This is a genomic window from Streptomyces sp. NPDC001381 (genome assembly GCF_042895685.1).
GTDB lineage: Bacteria > Actinomycetota > Actinomycetes > Streptomycetales > Streptomycetaceae > Streptomyces.
Map to the genome: position 1 here is coordinate 161,657 of NZ_JBIAWO010000001.1, position 14,975 is coordinate 176,631.

The 14,975-nt window shown below is 72.7% G+C and carries 11 protein-coding genes; 9 read left to right on the forward strand and 2 right to left on the reverse strand.

The window, feature by feature from the left end; genetic code table 11:
- Positions 1 to 376 precede the first annotated feature (376 nt).
- Genes ACFY2L_RS00795 through ACFY2L_RS00815 form a run of 5 tightly spaced genes read left to right on the forward strand, consistent with a single transcriptional unit; the run spans position 377 to position 5,814 of the window.
- Positions 377 to 763: a response regulator gene (locus ACFY2L_RS00795; protein ID WP_390656019.1), complete on the forward strand. Its 387-nt coding sequence runs from the start codon at positions 377 to 379 to the stop codon at positions 761 to 763.
- Entirely contained in the window at positions 763 to 1,137 is a 375-nt protein-coding gene (locus ACFY2L_RS00800; RefSeq protein ID WP_390821169.1) for a response regulator transcription factor, read from the forward strand. Before ACFY2L_RS00795 ends, ACFY2L_RS00800 begins: the two co-directional genes overlap by 1 nt.
- The gene (locus tag ACFY2L_RS00805; RefSeq protein WP_390656017.1) at positions 1,134 to 2,240 is read left to right on the forward strand and encodes a HEAT repeat domain-containing protein; all 1,107 of its coding nucleotides are present in this window, start codon (positions 1,134 to 1,136) and stop codon (positions 2,238 to 2,240) included. Before ACFY2L_RS00800 ends, ACFY2L_RS00805 begins: the two co-directional genes overlap by 4 nt.
- A complete protein-coding gene (locus ACFY2L_RS00810) occupies positions 2,237 to 3,730 on the forward strand; it encodes a glycosyltransferase (RefSeq protein ID WP_390821170.1) in 1,494 nt (497 codons plus the stop codon). Before ACFY2L_RS00805 ends, ACFY2L_RS00810 begins: the two co-directional genes overlap by 4 nt.
- The gene (locus ACFY2L_RS00815) at positions 3,727 to 5,814 is read left to right on the forward strand and encodes an ATP-binding protein (RefSeq protein ID WP_390821172.1); all 2,088 of its coding nucleotides are present in this window, start codon (positions 3,727 to 3,729) and stop codon (positions 5,812 to 5,814) included. Before ACFY2L_RS00810 ends, ACFY2L_RS00815 begins: the two co-directional genes overlap by 4 nt.
- Positions 5,815 to 5,832: 18 nt before the next feature.
- Here ACFY2L_RS00815 and ACFY2L_RS00820 read toward each other — a convergent pair whose 3' ends face one another.
- Complete coding sequence (locus tag ACFY2L_RS00820) at positions 5,833 to 6,774, reverse strand: glycoside hydrolase family 16 protein (RefSeq protein WP_390656014.1); 942 nt, start codon at positions 6,772 to 6,774, stop codon at positions 5,833 to 5,835.
- 231 nt (positions 6,775 to 7,005) lie between these two features.
- On the opposite strand from ACFY2L_RS00820, the gene ACFY2L_RS00825 reads away from it, so the two are divergent.
- From ACFY2L_RS00825 to ACFY2L_RS00835, 3 genes are all read left to right on the forward strand, one after another.
- Positions 7,006 to 7,929 carry an ABC transporter ATP-binding protein gene (locus tag ACFY2L_RS00825; protein ID WP_390656013.1) on the forward strand — a complete coding sequence of 308 codons (924 nt, stop codon included), beginning with the start codon at positions 7,006 to 7,008 and terminating at the stop codon, positions 7,927 to 7,929.
- A gap of 50 nt (positions 7,930 to 7,979) precedes the next feature.
- The gene (locus ACFY2L_RS00830) at positions 7,980 to 8,696 is read left to right on the forward strand and encodes an ABC transporter permease (RefSeq protein WP_390656206.1); all 717 of its coding nucleotides are present in this window, start codon (positions 7,980 to 7,982) and stop codon (positions 8,694 to 8,696) included.
- Positions 8,697 to 8,801: 105 nt separating this feature from the next.
- Positions 8,802 to 10,877: a glycogen debranching N-terminal domain-containing protein gene (locus ACFY2L_RS00835; RefSeq protein ID WP_390656012.1), complete on the forward strand. Its 2,076-nt coding sequence runs from the start codon at positions 8,802 to 8,804 to the stop codon at positions 10,875 to 10,877.
- Here ACFY2L_RS00835 and ACFY2L_RS00840 read toward each other — a convergent pair.
- Positions 10,864 to 12,033 carry a glycosyltransferase family 4 protein gene (locus ACFY2L_RS00840; RefSeq protein WP_390821683.1) on the reverse strand — a complete coding sequence of 390 codons (1,170 nt, stop codon included), beginning with the start codon at positions 12,031 to 12,033 and terminating at the stop codon, positions 10,864 to 10,866. The two genes, ACFY2L_RS00835 and ACFY2L_RS00840, sit on opposite strands and share 14 nt — an antisense overlap.
- 176 nt (positions 12,034 to 12,209) lie before the next feature.
- Here ACFY2L_RS00840 and ACFY2L_RS00845 point away from each other — a divergent pair, with 176 nt between their 5' ends.
- Positions 12,210 to 14,966, forward strand: coding sequence for a tetratricopeptide repeat protein (locus tag ACFY2L_RS00845; protein WP_390821174.1), 2,757 nt, complete (start codon positions 12,210 to 12,212; stop codon positions 14,964 to 14,966).
- The last annotated feature ends 9 nt before the right edge of the window (positions 14,967 to 14,975 follow it).

Here is a 14,975-nt window from a genome sequence, read left to right on the forward strand (position 1 = left end):
CGTAATTCCTCGGAGCCAGGCAAGCCGCGTCCGGATCACCCGACGGTGCCCTGCGTCACTTAGGCATACCTAATCTGACCTGCGGAAACGATCAGCGGGCGATCAGGGGGCCAGGGAACCACGGACACTCCGGCCCCCCACCGAAACACTCCCCGGCCATGCCCACACCCCCTCCCACCGGCCCACTTGCCACCCGGGACACCCCCGCTCGGCCGGGTCGGCCGAAGACGCCCGGAGCGATCCGCCGGCCGGGGCCGCCCCGGATCCGTGAGGAGGAGGGGGCGTCCCGGGGCTCCTGAGGGCCGTGAGCCCGGTGTGGCAGAAGGGGAGAATCCCTCCTATTTTGTAAGAACTGCCGCACTCGGTCGGGATGGCGATGGACTCTCCGCACGCACGCGTACACGTTCTGCTGGTCGAGGACGACCACGACGTCAGCGCCCTGCTGGAGCGGCATCTCAGCGGTCTGGGATGCCGGGTGACCATCGCGGACTCGGGTGAGGAGGGGCTGGACCTGGCGTTCGCCGATCCCCCGGACATGGCCATCGTCGACGTACTGCTGCCCGGAATCGACGGGCGCGAGGTCATCCGCCGACTGCGAGCCGACGAGCGGACCAAGCGGTGCCACCTCGTCGTGTCGTCCGTGCTCGACCCGGAGGACCTGTCCGAGCTCGCGACGGACGAGATGCTGACCAAGCCGTTCCGGCAGGCGGCGGTGGCGCGGCTGCTCGACTCCTACCGGAGCTCCGTATCGCAGGAGGAGTAATGGCTCGTGTCCTGATCGCCGACGACGACGCCGACATTCGGGACCTCGTGGCGTTCAAGCTGGTCCAGAGCGGTCACCAGGTCACCGCCGTGGAGGACGGCATGGCCGCGCTGCGGACGGTGCGGGAGCAGCCGCCGGACCTCGTACTCCTCGACATACGCATGCCGGGGCTGTCGGGGCTGGACGTGTGCCGGGAGCTGCGCGCCTGCGACGCCACCGCGTCACTGCCCGTCATCCTCATCACCGCACGGTCCCAGGAAGGAGACGTCGAACTCGGCTTCGCCGCGGGCGCCGACGACTACATCGTCAAGCCCTTCAGCCCGCGTGAGCTGTCCAGCCGGGTCACCGCGGTGCTCACCCGGGTCGAGCGGTGATCCCGGTCCCCGCCGGCCTCGTCACCGGCGCGCTGACGGGCCTGCTGGCCGTCGCACTGGCGCTGGGCCTGCTGACCGCGGGGATCAGGGGCGTCCGGACCTGCCGCCGGCGCCGGCACGAGCGGATCGCGGCGCCGGTGCGCGGGCTGCTGCTGGAACTGCTGTGCACCCCGGACGACGAGCAGAGCGAGCTGCTGGACCGCATCGCGGGGACCGACCGGCGGACCTGGGCCGCGCTCGAACCGACGGTGACCTCGATGCTGGGCAAGGTCACCGGCCGAGCGCGCGCGGCACTGGTCCTGCTGTGCGAGCGGCGCGGCTCCGCGATGACCGCCGCCGCCGACCTGAGCAGCCGCAGAGCGCCCCGGCGGGGGCGTGCCGCACAGGTGCTGGGACAGCTCGGTCACCGCCCGGCGGTCCCGGCGCTGTGCCGTCTGCTGGACGACCGTGACCCGGAGGTGCGGCTCGCCGCGGCGCGGGCCCTGGGCCGCATGGGTGATCCGGTGGCCGTACCGCGGCTGCTGGGGAGCCTGCACGGACCGCGGACCGTGCCCCCCAAGGTGGTCACCGCGGCGCTGACCTCGCTCGGCTCCGGGGCGTGGCCCGGCGTCGCCGCGGGGCTGCGGGACCCGGCTCCCCTCGTGCGGGCGGTGGCCATCGAGGTGCTCGGGGTGACCGGCGCACTCGCGCAGACCCCCGGGATCGTCCGGGCGCTGCGCGAGGACCCCCACACCGAGGTGCGGGTCCGGGCGGCCCGCGCGCTGGGCAGACTCGGCATGCCCGAGGGCCTCGCGCCGCTGCTGGACGCCATCGGGCCCGGCCGGCCCGACGCCCTGCGCATCGTGGCCGCCGGGTCCCTGGGCGGTCTGGGCGCCGTCGCCGCGACGGTCCCCCTGACGAGGCTGCTCGGCGACGCCGACGCCCACCTGGCGGGCACCGCGGCGCGATCGCTGCTGCGGCTCGGCCCGACGGGTGAGGCGGCACTGCGCGAGGCCGCGGACGGCCGCCCCGGCACACCTGCGGCCGCCCAGGCCAGGGCCGCGCTGGCGGAGCGGGCCGTCGGCGGCACCCGCCACGACGTCCTGGTCGAGGTGACCCTGTGAGCGCGGCGGTCGTGCAGCCGTGGGACGGACTGCTGGGCACGCTGCACGGAGTGATCGCGGTGTGCGACACCGCGATCATCCTCTACTTCCTGGCCATCAACACCGGCTATCTGGTGCTGATCCTCCTCGCCCTCGCGGAGCTCGTACGGCGGCTGCGCCGGGCCGCCTTCGCCGGGTACGACGACGCCGCCGGCAGTCCGTTCACTCCGCCGATCTCCGTGATCGTGCCCGCGTACAACGAGGCGGCGGGCATCACGGAAGCCGTACGCGCCATGCTCCTGCTGCACTATCCGGTGTTCGAGGTCGTCGTCGTCGACGACGGCTCCACCGACGGCACGCTCGACGCCCTCACCGACGCGTTCGACCTCGCCGCGGTGGATCACGTCGTGCCCGAGGACGTCCCCGTGCGCGGCGCGGTCACCTCGGTGCACCTGCCCACGGGAGGTCCGGTGCCGCTGGTGGTGGCCCGCAAGGCCAACGGCGGCAAGGCGGACGCGCTCAACGTCGGGATCAACCTGGCGCGCTATCCGCTGCTGTGCATGGTGGACGCCGACTCCATCCTCGACTCCCAGGCCCTGCTGGCCGTGGCCAAGCCGTTCAGCGACGACCCGCTGCGCGTGGTGGCCAGCGGTGGTGTGGTCGGCATCGCCAACGGCTGCACCGTCGAGGCCGGACGCGTGGTCGAGGCGCACGTCCCCACGGACCTGCTCGGACGTGCGCAGGTCGTCGAGTATCTGCGCGGCTTCTTCCTCGGCCGTACCGGATGGTCCAAGGTCGGCGGGCTGCTGATCATCGCCGGGGCCTTCGGCCTGTTCCGGCGGGACGCGGTGGTGGCGGTGGGCGGCATGGACCCGGACTGCATCGGCGAGGACGCCGAACTCGTCGTCCGTCTCCACCGCCACCTGCGGGAACGGGGCCGCCGCCACGGCGACTACCGCATCGTCTTCGTCACCGAGCCGATCTCCTGGAGCGAGGCGCCCTCGGGGCTGCGCGTCCTGGGGCGCCAGCGGCGGCGGTGGCAGCGCGGCCTGACGGAGATCCTGCTCAAGCACCGGCGGATGATCGGCAACCCGCGCTACGGCAGGGTCGGTCTGCTGGCCCTGCCGTTCTACGTGCTCTTCGAACTGCTGGCTCCGCTGGTGGAACTCGCCGGACTCGTTCTGGTGCCCCTGGGCGTGCTGATCGGCGCGGTCGACACGGACTTCCTGTGGCGCTTCCTGCTCGCCGCCTACGCCTACGCGATGGTGGTCAGCCTGGTGTCGGTCGCCGTCGAGGAGTACGCCTACCACCGCTTCTCCCGGTGGCGGGACATGTGGGGGGCGTTCGTCGGCGTGGCCGTCGAGAACATCGGCTACCGGCAGTTCACGGCGTGGTGGCGGCTGCGCGGGCTGTGGGACGCGCTGCACCGGGCCCCGCAGGTGTGGGGGGCGATGACCCGCACCGGATTCGGCCCGGGCGAGCGGGTCGGGCAGGGCGGGGACCGCCCATGAGGATCATCGGCGACCGTGTGGCAAGCCGGCTGACCGGGGCCTTCGGGCTGCTGATCGCGCTGCTTCTGCTGCTGGGGGCGGGGGCCCTGACCGCGGCCCTGGTGGTGGACCGGATCCACGACGAGGTCGTCACGCAGCTGGAGCCGGTCGCCCGGGACAACCTGCGGGTGCGTGAGCAGGCCACCCGGATGCACCGGGCCGTGCGCACCTATCTGCTCACCGGGCACGCGACGGAGCTGACCGCCTACCGCCGGGCGCGCGACGAGCCGTTCGCCACGCTGGCCGCGGCCGGACGGAACGCCACCGACGCGACCCGGCGCAACCTCGCGGCACAGGACCGTGAGCTGCGCGCGTACGTGCGGGTGGCCGACCAGCAGGCGATGGCCGCACCCGGCAGCCCCCGGGCGGCGGAGCTGACCGAGAAGGCCGCCGGGCGGTTCGCGGCCTTCGACACCGTCAACAGACGGCTCGACTCGCAGCTCAACGGAGCCATCGAGCGGGACGAGGACCGGGCCGACGCCGTCCTCGAAGGCAGCATCGTGGGCATCGGCGTCCTGCTGGCGGCAGGCGGGACCCTGGCGGTCTTCGCGGCGGTGCACACCACGCGTGCCCTGACCCGGCCGCTGCGGAGCACCGCCCGGACGCTGGACCGGCTCGCCTCGGGCGACCACGCGGCGCGGGCGTCGGAGAAGGGTCCGGAGGAGATCAGGGCGGTGGCGCGGTCGGTGAACGCGCTCGCCGACGAGAGCGACCGGATGCGGGCGATCGAACAGGAGCGCACCCGGCTGGCGCAGACCGCGCGGACCGTCGGTGTCCGCATCCGGGAGCACCTCGGTGTGGAGCAGCTCCTCGACACGGCCTGCGCCGGGATCGGCGAGGGGCTGGCGGCCGAACACGCCTTCGTCCTGCTCACCGAGGAGGACAGCCCTCTCGTGCGCACGGCACGCGCCTGGAGTTCCGAGGCGGGGCTGCTGCCCCCTGAGGAGCAGCCGATCCCGCCCGTTCCCCTCGACGTGGTGCGCGAGCACTACCGGCGGGGAACGGCCTGGTGCCACAACGACCTGCCGGCCGTGCTGGCCGAGGGCGCACCGCTGCCGGGGGCGCCGGGCTCCTTCGGCGAGGACGGTCTGCCGCGGGACGCCCGGGAGGCGGCCGAGACGCTGGGCCTGGTGGGGGTGCTCGTCGTCCCGGTCGGCGTCGGTGACGAACCGCTCGGCGCCCTCTTCCTCGCGCGCGGCCGGCGGGGCCGTCCGTGGCGGCCGGTGGAGATCGAGATCGCCGAGTCCATGGCCGCCGGAGTCGGCCGTGCGCTGCACAACGCGCTGCTCTACGAGAGGGAGACACGTCTGGTCGACAAGCTGCGCGCGCTGGACAAGGCCAAGAGCGACTTCCTGTCCACCGTCTCCCACGAGCTGCGCACGCCGTTGACCAGCATCGTGGGGTACATCGAGTTGCTGAAGGACGAGGAGACCGGGCCGCTCACCGCTCCGCAGCGGCACATGCTGGACGTCGTCGACCGCAACGCCAACCGGCTCCGGGCGCTCATCGAGGACCTGCTGACCCTGTCGCGCATCGAGTCGGGGGCGTTCAACTCCAGGAAGGAGCCGGTCGACCTGGTCCGGCTGGTGACGTCGGCGGCGGACGCCGTCCGGCCGGCCGCGGAGGCCGCCTCCGTCACCCTGGAGACGCACTGCCCGTCCCAGCCGCTGGTGCTGCGGGCGGACAGCGACCAGCTAGACCGGGTCCTGATGAACCTGCTGTCCAATGCGGTGAAGTTCACCCCGAAGGGCGGGAAGGTCACCGTCCGCGCCGACGCCTGGGACGGGGATGCGGTGCTGAGCGTCAGCGACACCGGCATCGGCATCCCCGCGGAGGAGCAGGAGAGGCTTTTCCAGCGGTTCTTCCGCGCCTCGAACGCCACGGACGCGGCCATTCCCGGCACCGGTCTGGGGCTGACGATCGTCCGCACCATCGTCGCGAACCACGGGGGCGAGATGGAGGTGGACTCCGCGGAGGGCCGCGGCACCACCTTCACCGCCCGGCTGCCGATCGCCGCCCCGGACGAGACGGCCCCCTCGCCCTGAGCCGCCCCGCCGGGCGGCTCAGACGGTGTCCTGGAAGGTCACCCCCTGGGACCGGTAGTCGGCGACGGCGGTCTGCACGGCGGCCGGGGTGAGCAGCTGGTCCTGGACGAAGAACACGTAGTCGACCTTCTGCTCGTAGGCGCGCGTCTTCCGGCTGTTGATCCCGAGCAGGTCGATCAGCCAGTGGTTGAAGCGGATGCTCATGGTCGACTCGGGAACGTAGGGCTCACCGTGCGTGGCGAAGAGCCGGCCGTCGATGTAGTAGGTGACGGTGGTGCTGTCGACGGTGACGACCAGGTCGTGCCAGCCGTTGAAGCTCGCGCGCTCCTGGGTGGAGACGTTCTCCTCCTGCGGCGGGTTCTCCGCGTACGTCTCCCAGGACGTGGCGAGCAGCGCGCTGGAGGGGATGCCCCATCCGCCGTTGGGCAGGTACTCGAAGTCGAGCTCGCTGTAGGCCGGGTCCAGCGGGAAGTCGAGCGGCGAGATGGTGAAGAACGTCTGCACCATGTGGTCGCCGTCGGGCCCGATGGTGGGGCCGTCGCTGAAGCGGACGCGCGCCGCGTAGGTGCCGTACAGGAACTTGCGCTGCTGGTAGATCTCGGTGTGCTCGGTGCCGGCCGCCGTGCCGTTGGTGCCGGAGCGCATGGTCATGACGGAGTTGCCGGAGGCGGTGGCGAAGGTGATGTTCTGCGGCTTCCACGTGGCGCCGGACACACCGGGCCCGCCCTGGCCCGAGCGCAGGGTCCAGCCGTGCTGGGTGAGCTGCTGATCGGTGGCGGAGACGTAGTTGAAGTCGTCGAACAGCGCCGGACCGACGACGGCCCGCGCGGACCGGGCCGGCTGGTGGCCGGTGGCGGCGCTCGCCGGGCCGGGCAGGGCGGCGAGGGCCGCGCACATCATCGCGGAGGCGACGAGTCCGGCGGCGGCCCTCGTCCGGGAGAGCAGGGCACGTCTGGTCATGGCTCAACTGCCTTTCAACGGAAGGGAGAAGGCGTCCGCCGCCCGCCTGGGACGGGCCATGGCCAGTGAAGCACCCCCGGGTGGGCGGTATGAGAGGGATGCCGCCTGTTCACCCGAACGGGCCACTTTGCGTGCGGAGAGAGAGCCGTGGGCCGCCCGTGACGAGGGCCGCACCGGAGGACGGCCTACCCGCCGGTCACGAGCGGTGGACGCGTACCTAGACTCGGGGCCATGCGAAGTGAGCCCGTGGTCCAGGTCCAGGCCCTGGTGATGCGGTACGGCACGAAGACTGCGGTGGACGGCCTCGACCTGACGGCCCGGACGGGTGTCACCGCCGTGCTGGGTCCCAACGGCGCCGGGAAGACGACCACGGTCGAGACCTGTGAGGGATACCGCCGGCCGCACTCCGGCACCGTGCGCGTCCTCGGCCTCGACCCCGTGAGACAGGCCGTCGAGCTGCGCCCCCGGGTCGGTGTGATGCTGCAGTCCGGTGGCGTGTACTCGGGTGCGCGGGCCGACGAGATGCTGCGGCACGTGGCGAAGCTGCACGCGCATCCGCTGGACGTGGACGCGCTGATCGAGCGGCTCGGGCTCGGCTCCTGCGGCCGCACGGCCTACCGGCGGCTGTCCGGCGGCCAGCAGCAGCGGCTCGCGCTGGCGATGGCGGTCGTGGGCCGCCCCGAGCTGGTGTTCCTGGACGAGCCGACGGCCGGCCTGGACCCGCAGGCCCGCCGTGCCACCTGGGACCTGGTCCGGGACCTGCGCGCGGACGGCGTCTCGGTCATCCTGACCACCCACCACATGGACGAGGCCGAGCAGCTGGCCGACGACGTGGCGATCATCGACGCGGGCCGGGTCGTCGCCCAGGGCTCCCCCGAGGAGCTGTGCCGCGGCGGCGCGGAGAACACCCTGCGCTTCACCGGCCGCCCCGGCCTCGACGTCGGCTCCCTGCTCAAGGCCCTGCCCTCCGACAGCTCCGCCGCCGAGCTGACGCCGGGCTCCTACCGGGTGATGGGCAAGGTCGACCCGCAACTGCTGGCGACGGTCACCTCGTGGTGCGCCCAGCACGGGGTGATGCCGGACCGGATCTCGGTGGAACGGCACACCCTCGAAGACGTCTTTCTGGAGCTCACCGGCAAGGAGCTGCGCTCGTGACCGCCACTGGCACCTACACCCCGAGGCCGGGCGCGGCGCCTCTGCCCCGCATGATCGCGGCGCAGGCGGCGCTGGAGACGAAGATGCTCCTGCGCAACGGCGAGCAGCTGCTGCTCACCGTGGTGATCCCGACGCTGCTGCTGGTCCTGTTCAGCAGCGTGGACATCATCGACACCGGCGCCGGTGAGGCGGTGGACTTCCTGGCCCCCGGCATCCTCGCGCTCGCGGTGATGTCGACGGCGTTCACCGGCCAGGCCATCGCCACCGGCTTCGAACGCCGCTACGGCGTCCTGAAGCGGCTCGCCTCCTCCCCGCTCCCCCGCTGGGGCCTGATGACGGCGAAGACCGCGTCGGTGCTGGTCACGGAGGTCCTTCAGGTGATCCTGCTGACGGCGATCGCCTTCGCGCTGGGCTGGAACCCGCACGGCGACCCGCTCGCGGTCCTGCTCCTGCTGATCCTCGGCACGGCCGCCTTCTCCGGCCTCGGCCTGCTGATGGCGGGCACCCTGAAGGCGGAGGCGACCCTGGCCGCCGCCAACCTGGTCTTCCTGCTGCTGCTCGTGGGCGGCGGGGTCGTCGTCCCGCTGGACAAGTTCCCGTCCGCCGCACAGGACGTTCTCGGCCTGCTGCCGATCTCGGCCCTCTCCGACGGTCTTCGGGACGTGCTCCAGCACGGCGCGGGCATGCCCTGGGGCGACCTGGGGATCCTGGCGGTGTGGGCGGTCCTGGGGCTGGGGGCGGCGGGGAGGTTCTTCCGCTGGGAGTGAGGCTTGTTCCGGCCCCTGGGGAGGCCGGCGCCGTCCGGCGTGCGAGTGACGTCCGGGCGAAGTGGGAAGAGACGCCCCGTGTACGAGTCCGCGGATTCCTCGAGTGTGCGTGCTCTGCAACCCCTTCTCCACGACGTGGTCATCTGTGTCGCGGCCCCGGCCTTCGCCGCCTCGCCCCGGGACGGGCAGCTGCGCGGCCTGCGGGCGGAGGGCTTCTACGGCCATGACCGCAGGCTGCTGCACACGGCCTGTCTGCTGATCGACCACCGTGAGCCGGAGCCGATCGGCGTGCAGCCGCTCGGCCCCGACCAGGTGCGCTTCACGTCGGTGCACCGCTACCCCCGCGACCGCACGGACGACCCCACCGTGATCATCGAGCGGGTGCGCACGGCCGGCCGGGGCGAGAGCATCCTGCTGCGCAACGTCGGCACCGTCTCCCGGCTGCTGCACGTCGAGCTGGCGCTCGCCACCGACCTGGCGGACATCGCCGACGTGAAGCGGGGCCGTACCGGTGCGCCCGTGCGGTGCGCCGCGGACGAGGGCGCTCTGGTGTGGGAGGCGCCGACCGGCCGGGCGGAGGTCCGTGCGGCCGGGCCGGAGCGGCCGCCCGGCATCACCGACGGGCCGGAGGGCGGCACCTTCACCTGGCCCCGGCTGCTGCTGCGCCCCGGCGAGAGCCGGCAGCTGCGGCTGACCGTCGACGGCGGCGCGGTCCCCACCCCGCCCGGGCATCCGGGCCCCCCGACCTCGGAGGTCCCCTGGAGCGAGCCGGTCGTACGCGGCGACCGCAGGCTGGTGGCCCTGGTCCGCCGGGGCCTGGGCGACCTGCGCGCGCTGCGGCTGGCGGACCCCGAGCGCACCGCGCCCGACGGCCCCGAGGACCAGTTCATCGCGGCGGGCTGCCCCTGGTATCTGGCGCTGTTCGGCCGGGACTCGATCTGGTCGGCCCGGATGATGCTCCCGCTGGGCACCGGTCTGGCCCGCGGCACCCTGTGGGCGCTGGCCCGCCGGCAGGGCACGGACAACGACGTGTTCCGCGAGGAGGCGCCGGGCCGCATCCTGCACGAGCTGCGCCCCGCGGACGCCGAGCACGGGCACGGGCTGCGCCTGCCCTCGCGCTACTACGGCTCGGTCGACGCGACCCCGCTCTTCGTGACCCTGCTGGTGGAGGCCTGGCACTGGGGGCTGCCGGAACGGGACGTGGACGCGCTGCTGCCGTACGCGCAACGGGCCATGGACTGGGTGCTGCGGACGAGCGCCGAGGACGAGGACGGGCTGCTGCGCTACTACCCGCGGGCGGGCGGGCTGCGCCACCAGTCCTGGAAGGACAGCGACGACGCGGTGCGGGACGCGGCGGGCCGCCGGATCGAGCCGCCGCTGGCGTTGTGCGAGGTGCAGGGGTACGCCTACCAGGCGGCGAGCGGGCTGGCCGGGCTGCTCGCCGCGCGGGGGCGCAGGGAGGAGGCCGAGCGGCTGCGGCTGTGGGCGCGGGGTCTGCGCAAGCGCTTCACGGACGCGTTCTGGCTGCCCTCCCCCGGGGGACCCGCCCCGCGCTATGTGGCCATCGCGGTCGGCCGGAGCCTGGACCCGGTCAGCGGACCGGCGTCGAACATGGGCCAGTTGCCGGCCACCGGCATCCTCGACGGCCGGGGCTGCCGGGACGTGGCGGCCTGGCTGGACTCGGACGAACTGAACTCGGGCTGGGGACTGCGCAGCCGTTCGGCGGCCCTGCCCGGCTTCAACCCGATGAGCTACCACGGCGGTTCGGTCTGGACCCACGACACGGCGATCGCGATCCAGGGGCTGTGCGCGGCGGGCTGTGACGCGGAGGCCTCCCGGCTCGCCGAGGGCCTCCTGGAGGCGGCGGCCCATTTCCTCTACCGGATGCCGGAGCTGTACGGCGGGGACGCCCGCACGGGCGACTCCCCCGCCCCGCTCGCCTACCCGGCGGCCTGCCGGCCGCAGGGCTGGTCGGCGGCGTCCGGCGTGGCCGTGCTGTCGGCGCTGCTGGGTCTGCGGCCGGACGCGGGGCGGCGGGTCCTGCACGTACGGCCGACCCCGTTCGGCCCGCTCGAGGTCCAGGGGCTGCGGCTGGCCGGCGAGGAACTGTCGGTGCGGGTGGACGAACAGGGCGCGGCCGAGGTGACCGGTCTGCCGTCCGGCTGGGTCACGGCGGGCTGAGCGGGGCGCGGTACACGCGGAGCATGTGCCGCAGATAGAACTCCAGATCGAAGTGGTGCACGACGTGCTGCCGGGCGCGCCGCCCCACCGCCTGGGCGAGCGCGGGGTCGTCGAGCAGCAGGGCGATGCGGTCGGCCAGCTTGGACACGTTGCGGTCGGGCACGAGGAAGCCGATCTCCTCGTCCTCCTCGATCCCCTCGTCGAGTCCGCCCATCCGGGTGACGACCACCGGCCGCGCGGCGCACATCGCCTCCAGCGGCGCGAGCCCCATGGGTTCGTCGAACATCGACGGATAGACCACCACGGAGGCTTTTTCGTAGAGGGCCCTCATATGATCCACGCCGGCCTCGGCGAATTCGACGACCCCTTCTTTCACTTCCAGTTTTTTCAGCAGTTTCTGCAGTTCATTGTAGAAACCGACCGTTTCCCCATGGAAATCGACCGTGTTTTCGACGCCTGTCCGCATGAGGACCAGTCGCGGCATCACTTCGCTCAGACCGTGCTCGATGATGTGGTGCACGGCCCTGATCGCCAGTTCCGCTCCCTTGTCCGGAATCAGCCGCGCAGGCAGCAGCACCATTCCGGGTTCCTGCACTCCGGCGACGGGCACGTCCAGATAGGTCGCCGTGTCGATGCCCAGGTACCGGCGCTCCACGGTGAATCCCAGGTGCCGGGTGCAGGCTTCGGCGAGGAAGTCGGAGACCGCGAAGTGGAGATCCCAACGCGCGCAGGCCTCGGCCGCCGGATTCGCCTCCTCGTGCCAGATGCTGTGATACGTGTGCACGAGCCGCACACCGAGCTCGTCGCGCAGTTCGGCCAGAGCCCGGGCCGGTCCCTCCGAGAAGTGGTGCAGATTGTGTCCGTGGACCACACGGATCCCCCGGGCGGTGATCAACTCGCGGAACCACGCGCCGAGTTCGGGCCCCTCCGGCGGCTCCGGCACGACGCCGGCCAGGTCGAGACCCGGGTGCCGCTCGATGCGGACCGTCCCCTCGCCCTCGACGCCCGTCCGGCCCGGGGCCACCGCCTCCGGCGTCCCGGTGAAGACCGTCACGTCGACTCCGTGGGCCGCGAGCAGGCGCGAGAAGTGCCACAGGTGCGTTTCCACCCCTCCGACACAGGGGGGAAAGGACCAGTGCACCAGTCCCACGTGCATTTTCTGATCTGTCGGCTGACCGTCCACGCCGCCTCCGAAGGGCGAAAATCCGAGGGTGCGCAGACTTCGGAACACATTCTGCTGCACGTATATGGAAGACGGAGTATGGCCCCCGGACAATGGGAGCTTCAACCTGAACCGTGCGGGCAGGGGAGTTTCACACCGGGGGAGCCGCCATGGGAGCAGCCAGGAGCAGCGCGGACACACGACGACGAGGTCTGCGGATCGGCCTGTACACCGCCACGACCGGCTCGGTCGCGGTCCTGCCGATCGTCGCGGACCATGCGAACGGGCCCGCGCTGTGGGCCGTCGTCTCGGTGACGGGCGTCCTCGCCGCCGCCTCCGCCTTCTTCACCCGGCACTCGCTGGGCCGGGGCTCGGCGGCCCAGGAGGAGCCGGTCGAGATCCCGCTGATACCGCCGCACAACCTGCCGTCCCTCTCGCGCTACTTCACCGGCCGGGACGCGGAACTCCGGCGCATCGACGAGATGCTGGCCGGGACCTCCGAGTCGGCGGCCTCCCGCCGCGTCGTCGTCATCCACGGCATCGGCGGCGCCGGAAAGACCCAGCTGGCCGTGCGGCACGCCCGCACCCACGCGCAGACCCACACCTACGCCCTGACCTGGTGGCTGCCCGCCACCAGCACCGAGCGGCTGCGCGACAAGCTCCTCGAACTCGCCGCCATCGTGGGCATCCCCGCCCACGAGAGCGAGTACGTCGTCCTGTCCCGTCTGTGGGGCTGGCTGCGCGACAACCCGGGCTGGCTGCTCGTGTACGACAACGTCCAGCGGGACACCGACGACGCCGAGTCCCCGGCCGACGGCATCCACGGGCTGCAGCAGTTCCTGCCCCCGGACCAGTGCGAGGGCACGATCCTGATCACCACCCGGGTACGCCAGGGCTGGGCCGAGCTGACCGATCACCGCCTGGAGCTGCTCGGTCTCGGCCCCACCGAGGGGCGGGCCTTCCTGCGCCGGCGCATAGACGTCGGCCCCGAGGACGCGGACACCGAACAGCTGGACGCGCTGGGCCGGCAGCTGGGCTGGCTGCCGCTCGACCTGGAGACGGCCGGGGCCTACATCGAGCAGGAGGGCATCACCGTCGAGGAGTACCTGGCCCAGCTGCCCGACCACACCTCGACGAACGGCTTCGAGACCTTCCGGCTGTCCGTCGAGAAGATCTCCCGGGACGCCCCGGAGGCCGAGAACCTGCTGCGTCTGTGCTCCTACCTGGCCTCCGAGGACGTACCGCACGCGGCGCTGTACGAGCACCGCGCGGTCCTGCCGGAGGGGCTGCGGCGGGCGATGGAGAGCCGGCGGGTCTTCCGGCCCATGGTCCGCGAGCTCGTGGAGCACTCGCTGCTCACCGTGAGCGGTGACCAGCGCAGGGGGTCGCTGACGTTCGGGGTGCACCCGCGGGTGCGCCAGTTCATCCGCAGCAGGATGGACCAGGAGGCCCGGGTGCAGTGGTCGCAGGTCGCGGTGCGCCTGGTGGAGGCCGCGTTCCCGGCCTGGCCGGAGCAGCCGGAGGTGCGCAGCGCCTGCGAACGGCTGATGCCGCACGCGGACGCGGTGATCACGGAGGTGTCCTGGGCGTCGGACGACCGGATCGAGTACGGCAAGGCCCGCTGGGCGCTGATCGAGTTACTCCACCGCGTCGGCGTCTACCAGGAGCAGCGGTGCAACTGGACGCGCGCGCTCACGTTCTTCCAGTGGGAGGCGGAGCTGCGCCAGGACTCCGGCGCGCCGGACGGCGAGGACGCCCTCGGCCGGGTCACCGCGCAGCTGGCGGTGGCCCGCCAGCACTATCTGCTGGCCCATCTCGACGAGGCCCACGAGGAGTGCCTGAAGGCGCTGGAGCAGTGCCGCCGTCACACCGGCGACGGTCCGGCCTTCGTGGAGCTGGAAGCGCTCTGCCACCGCCAGTACGGCGGCGTGCTGCGCGAGAAGATCCTCTTCGACGAGGCGCTGGACGCGGTCCGCGAGGCGATCCGGATCTACGAGAACTACGAGCACCAGGAGCCGGGCTGGGAGAGCCTGGAGTGGGCCGTCGCCGAGCAGGAGATCGGCATGATCCACCGCAACGCGGGCCGTCTCTCCCTCGCCCTGGAGTCGTACGCCCGCGCCGAGGCGCGCATCCCGCAGCGCGGCAGCCAGGTGCCGGCCCGGCACGTGCTGTTCCGGGCGATGCTGCGGCGGGACGTCGGCATCGTCGCGCAGGACCGGGGTGACCTGGCCACGGCGGAGACCATGCTCGGGGACGCCCTGGCGGTGTTCCGGGAGCACCGGGGGCTGGAGGACTTCGAGACCTCGCAGGTCGCCAAGTTCCTGGCCGACGTACGGCGTCGGCAGGCCGAGGACCTCCGCGAGCGGGCCCGGGGCGTCTGGCAGCCGCTGCACCGGCGCGAGCTGCGCCGGCAGTGGCGGGAGAAGCTGCGCTCCGCCTCCGAGCTGCTGGAACCGGTGCTCGAACTGCACTACAACCGCAGCGAGGCCGAGCCCCACAAGTACGCCGCCTGCCTGAACAAGATGGGCTCGCTGCAGGCCGCGCGGGGACAGCTGACGGAGGCCCTGCGCACCCTCGACCGGGCCCACGGCATCTACACGCAGAAGTACGGCATCGACCACCACTACCGCGCGAAGACGCTCTCCCGGCTCGGTCCGGTCATGCTCACGGCCGGTGACCGGGCGGGCGCGGAGATGGTGCTGCGGGAGGCCGAACGCATCTTCCGGGCCCGGCTGGGCGACGATCACCCCTCGCTGGTGGCGGTCTACGAACGGCTCGCCGAATGCACCGACGATCCGGCCGAGGCGGCGGCCTTCCTGGCCGGGGCCCGGCGGATCGGGGCGGCCCTGTGGCTCGACACCCCGCCCCTGACGGATCCGCTGCCGCCGGGCGGCGCCCTGCTCCCCTCGGAGACCGGACCCTCGTGAAAGCATGCA